Below are 255 nucleotides of genomic sequence, written 5' to 3' on the forward strand. Positions count from 1 at the left end.
ACGGGCAATGGCCTGCGTATCTTCAACAAGCTCTGTCGCCGTCTCCCAGCCGTTGTTCGGGTCAATCCAGTTCACCTCAACGGCATTATGGCGGTCCTTCAGGGCGCTGAAGCTGTAGCGGAACGGCGCGCCATCATCCGGCATCACCACATTACTGCGGTTATAGGTCCACGTCTTATCCGACGGTCGGTCCTGCACGAACGTCAGCGTCTGCCCGTTCCATACCGGCATACAGCGCATCGCCGAGCAGAAATC

The 255-nt window shown here is 58.8% G+C and carries 1 protein-coding gene; it reads right to left on the reverse strand.

Translation table 11 applies throughout. The features are described from left to right. On the reverse strand, nucleotides 1-255 hold a 255-nt coding region (locus tag MTCD1_RS19725), incomplete at both ends, for a phage tail protein (RefSeq protein WP_200818692.1).

This window comes from Colwellia marinimaniae (assembly GCF_002207865.1).
Lineage (GTDB): Bacteria > Pseudomonadota > Gammaproteobacteria > Enterobacterales > Alteromonadaceae > Colwellia > Colwellia marinimaniae.